The sequence below is a fragment of the Petrotoga halophila DSM 16923 genome (genome assembly GCF_002924615.1).
The window spans coordinates 1-4,338 of sequence record NZ_JALY01000276.1 but is presented as its reverse complement, the minus strand read 5'-3'; the positions used below and the strand labels follow the sequence as shown (position 1 = coordinate 4,338).

Genomic DNA, 4,338 nt, shown 5'->3' with positions numbered 1-4,338 from the left:
CTCAACCTCAAAAAATAGTGAATTTTTGTTATAATAATACATGTATGAATTTTATAAGGGGGAAATGCAATTGAATATAGGAATGTTTTCCGATACTTATTTACCGCAGAAAAATGGAGTTGCTACAGCTATAAAACTCTATAAAGATGAAATGGAAAAAAGAGGACACAATGTTTATCTATTTGTACCAAAATATAAATTTGACTATAAAAGGAACGATGATAAAATCTTTGAATTTCCGGCTGTTAAGTTTGTCTTCGAGAAAGAGCAGAGGATTGCTCTACCTTTTTCTCCAGAAATTTTTAAAATTAAAGAGTTAAACTTGGATATAATACATTCTCACGATCCCTTTTCTATGGGAATTCTTGCAAGAATTGTTTCACGTATGTTAAAACTAAAACATGTAGCGACACATCATACTATGTATGATTACTATTTGCACTACCTACCATCGATAGTTAGGCCGCAACCAGAATTTGTTCAAAAAATCATAAAAAATTGGTGTTTAAAAACGGATAAAATAATTGCTCCTACAGACAATATAAAAGAGACGCTCGTTGAATATGGTGTACCTTCACAACATATTGTAACTATTCCAACTGGGATAGACCTAGCTTCTTTTGATAAACCTATTAACTGGGATTTGAAAAAAGAATATCCACAAATAAAAGATGATGACAGAATTCTTTTATTTGTGGGTAGGTTGGGAAAGGAAAAGAACATAAGTTTTCTTTTGAAGGTGTTTAAGAAAGTACTTTTAGAGGAAACAAAGGTAAAATTTGTTATTGTTGGTGGAGGACCTGAAAAAGAAGCATTGGAAGAGTTAGCTATGGAGCTAAACATAGCTGATAATGTTATTTTTACAGGTTCACAACCAAGAGAAAAGGTAATAGATGCCTACAAACAAGCTTATTTATTTATTTTTGCTTCGTACACTGAAACACAAGGATTAGTTATTCTAGAATCTATGGCTGCTGGTACTCCGGTAGTCGCTTTGGGTAAATTAGGTGTTTATGATATACTTTCTCAAGAAGATGCAGGTGGAATTATGATCAAAGATTTAAATGAAGATGATTTTTCTCATGAAATACTTAAACTATTAAAAGATTTATCGTCATACGAAGAATTAAAAAAGAAAGCTAAAATTTTTGTTAAAGATAATTATTCCATCGAAAAGTGTGTAGATATGATTTTGGAACTATATAAAAGGGAGATATTGACTGTATGAAAGGATTCGATGAAATTATAAATCTCCAACTTGCGGATCTGCGTGAAATACCTATTGAGAACTTTTCCTATATTGGAGATGCTGTTATAGGTTTGATTTACAAGGTGAAATTGCTAAAGGATGGCAGGATAAAAACAAAAGATCTTTATGAAAAAACAAAAGATTTTTTAAGTGCAAAAGCTCATTCAAAGTTTGTTGATATTGTGTTAGATCATTTAACTCCAATAGAAATGCAGTATTACAAGCGTGCGGAAAATTCGAACGGTGCGAAGAAAAGAGGCAACGACAATGATTATAGGAAATCTACAGGATTTGAAGCAGTCATTGGATACCTTTTTTTGACTAAAAGTTACTCAAGAATCGAGGAATTATTGGGAGTGATCGATAATTGTATATATACGGAAAAAACATATTGAAAGAGATTATTGAGACTCGTTATCCTGTAAAGCATATTTTTTTCAGTAGTTCCAAAACGGAAAGAGGGTCTTTAAAAGAAATCGTCGAAGATGTTGCAAATTTAGGATATTCTTACAGTTTTTCCCCCAATGAAGTTTTGGAAAAGATGGCTTTAACAAGCAAGCATCAGGGAATCGTCATTGATATCGGGAACGATTTTAAATATGAAAATTTGGATATTATAGAAGGAAAAGAAAAACTATTTTTAGTAATCTTGGATCAGATACAAGATCCACATAATTTTGGAGCTATTGTAAGGACTTCGGTGGCTGCAGGGGTTGACGCCATTATAATACCAAAAGATAATGCTGTTGAAGTCACACCTGTTGTTATAAAAGTATCTTCTGGTCAAATATTTAAGATACCAATAATTAAAGTAACCAATCTTTCCAATACAATAGAGACATTAAAGAAGAAAAATGTTTGGGTTTATGGAGCAGATGTCGAGGGCAAACCTTATTATGAAATCGATTGGCAAGGAAACATATGCTTGGTTTTTGGAAATGAAGGGAATGGCATTCGAAAAAACGTTAAAAACCATTGTGATGAATTAGTAAGCATACCGATGTTTAACAACGTTGAGTCTTTAAATGTATCGGTTAGTGCAGGAATTATACTTTTTGAAGCAAAAAAACAAAGAACTTTTAATAAGCAATTATAAATTTCAAAATTTTATGGAGGTGTATGTTGTGAGCAATACAACAAGAAAAGTTCTTTCTGTGATGGTATTTACCATTTTGTTCGTGGTTATTTCATTTTCTCAAACAGATTCAAATCTCAAAATTGGCTATGTAAATTTTGCAAAGGCAGTAGAAAGTTACTACAAATGGAAAGATTTGGAATCTATGTATCAAATCGATCTACAATATTATCAGGGAAAAATCAATGAAATGGAACAACAGTTCAAGGATTTACAGAGTTCGGGGGCAACTGAGGAAGTCCTGCAACAAAATCTTCAACAATTACAAACTCGTGTAAATCAATATCAACAGGAATTGCAAAATGAGTATCAACAAAAAATGGCAAATATCACTTCGGAAGTAACAGTGAAGATAGCTCAGTATGCAAAAGAAAATGGGTACGATTTAATTTTAAATGAAATTGGTGTAGTTTATTACAATCCAGAATTAGATTTGACGGAAAAAATTATTCAATATTTGAATGAGAATTAAAAATAAATAATATGGAAAGGGTTATTATTGATTGTCGAAACATTAGCAAAACATATGGAAAAAAGATGGTATTGAATAATGTTCAATTTCAATCAAAAGCCGGTTTAATTACAGGATTACTTGGACCAAATGGTGCAGGGAAAACAACTCTTTTCAAGATAATTTTAGGGTTAGTTGTTCCCAATTCAGGGGATGTTTACCTCGATGGCCAAAATATAACTCATCTTCCTATACACAAAAGAGCGTTGAATGGATTGGCTTATCTGCCTCAAGAACCGTCTGTTTTCAGGAACTTATCTGTTAGAGATAATCTTGAAATGATCGCCGATCTTCTTAAGATTGAAGATGCAGATCAAAAAATTAAGAGTATAATGGAAGAGTTTGGATTGGGTAATTTAATGCACCAAAAGTCTTATTCTTTATCTGGTGGAGAAAAAAGAAAATTAGAATTTGCTAGAACGTTGATAACAAATCCAAAGGTAATCCTTTTGGATGAGCCTTTTGTTGGAATAGATCCCATAACCGTTAAGGATATACAACAAATAATTAGAAAACTTGCGAAAAGTGGGATTTCAATAATTGTTACGGATCACAGTATTGATGAAATTGCTCAGGTAGTTGATGAACTTTATGTTTTACACAAGGGTGAAGTTATAGCTAAGGGTGTTCCAAAAGAGGTTTTGAATGACGCGAGAGTCAAAGAAAGTTATTTGGGTTGGTGATCGGTTTGAATGTAGGAGTTATCGGATATTCCGGAAACATCTTTAAAGAGCCAATTAAATCTTTAAATTCACTTTGTGATGATGTCGGTAGAATTATAGCAGAGAATAATTGGGTTCTAATGAACGGTGGACGTGATGGAATAATGCAATTAGTTTCAAAGGCTGTAAAAAATAGGGGAGGGCATGTTATTGGTTTTTTACCCTGGGAACAGGAAGGGAACGGTTATTTGGATTTTCCTATAAAAACAGGGTTGGATCTTAATATGCGTTCTTTTGTTTTGTTAAAAAATGTCGATGTGGTTGTAAGTATAGGAGGAGAAATTGGCACAGCTATAGAAATTTTGGGGGCTTATTCTTACAAAAAACCGATATTGTTAATGAAAAATTCAGGCGGATGGACAGATAGAATAACTGAAGTTTTGATAGAGGATAAATTTCTTGATAACAGAAAATTAGTAGAGGTAAAGCAAGTATCGTCTATTGATGAACTGGAAAGAATTTTGAAAGGTATTGAAGAGGTGAAAAACTAATGATCAGAGTAAGATTTGCTCCAAGTCCCACGGGTCATCTACACGTTGGGGGTTTGAGAACAGCCTTGTTTAATTGGTACTTTGCTAAGAAAAATAACGGGAAGTTTATTCTAAGAATTGAAGATACCGATATGGAACGCTCCAAAAAAGAGTACGAAGATGCCATTTTAGAAGAAATGAAATGGGTAGGTTTGGATTACGACGAGGGGATTGATAAACCTGGTGAATAT

General features: G+C 32.8%; 7 protein-coding genes. All 7 read left to right on the top strand.

What is annotated here, in order from left to right; translation table 11 throughout:
* The first annotated feature begins 70 nt into the window (after nucleotides 1-70).
* Nucleotides 71-1,228, top strand: coding sequence for a glycosyltransferase family 4 protein (locus tag AA81_RS12955; RefSeq protein ID WP_103899271.1), 1,158 nt, complete (start codon nucleotides 71-73; stop codon nucleotides 1,226-1,228).
* Complete coding sequence (locus AA81_RS12950) at nucleotides 1,225-1,644, top strand: Mini-ribonuclease 3 (protein WP_103077748.1); 420 nt, start codon at nucleotides 1,225-1,227, stop codon at nucleotides 1,642-1,644. The genes AA81_RS12955 and AA81_RS12950 overlap by 4 nt, the downstream gene beginning before the upstream one ends.
* A complete protein-coding gene (gene rlmB, locus AA81_RS12945; RefSeq protein ID WP_103077749.1) occupies nucleotides 1,617-2,345 on the top strand; it encodes a 23S rRNA (guanosine(2251)-2'-O)-methyltransferase RlmB in 729 nt (242 codons plus the stop codon). The genes AA81_RS12950 and rlmB overlap by 28 nt, the downstream gene beginning before the upstream one ends.
* Nucleotides 2,346-2,373: 28 nt before the next feature.
* Nucleotides 2,374-2,856 carry an OmpH/Skp family outer membrane protein gene (locus AA81_RS12940; RefSeq protein ID WP_103899272.1) on the top strand — a complete coding sequence of 161 codons (483 nt, stop codon included), beginning with the start codon at nucleotides 2,374-2,376 and terminating at the stop codon, nucleotides 2,854-2,856.
* 11 nt (nucleotides 2,857-2,867) lie between these two features.
* A complete protein-coding gene (lptB, locus tag AA81_RS12935; protein ID WP_103899270.1) occupies nucleotides 2,868-3,578 on the top strand; it encodes an LPS export ABC transporter ATP-binding protein in 711 nt (236 codons plus the stop codon).
* 5 nt (nucleotides 3,579-3,583) lie between these two features.
* Nucleotides 3,584-4,108 (top strand): TIGR00725 family protein, encoded by a 525-nt coding sequence (locus AA81_RS12930; RefSeq protein WP_103077821.1) that lies wholly within the window; start codon nucleotides 3,584-3,586, stop codon nucleotides 4,106-4,108.
* A partial coding sequence (locus AA81_RS12925; RefSeq protein WP_245863649.1) for a glutamate--tRNA ligase family protein occupies nucleotides 4,108-4,338 on the top strand: 231 nt, incomplete at its 3' end. The genes AA81_RS12930 and AA81_RS12925, both read left to right, overlap by 1 nt.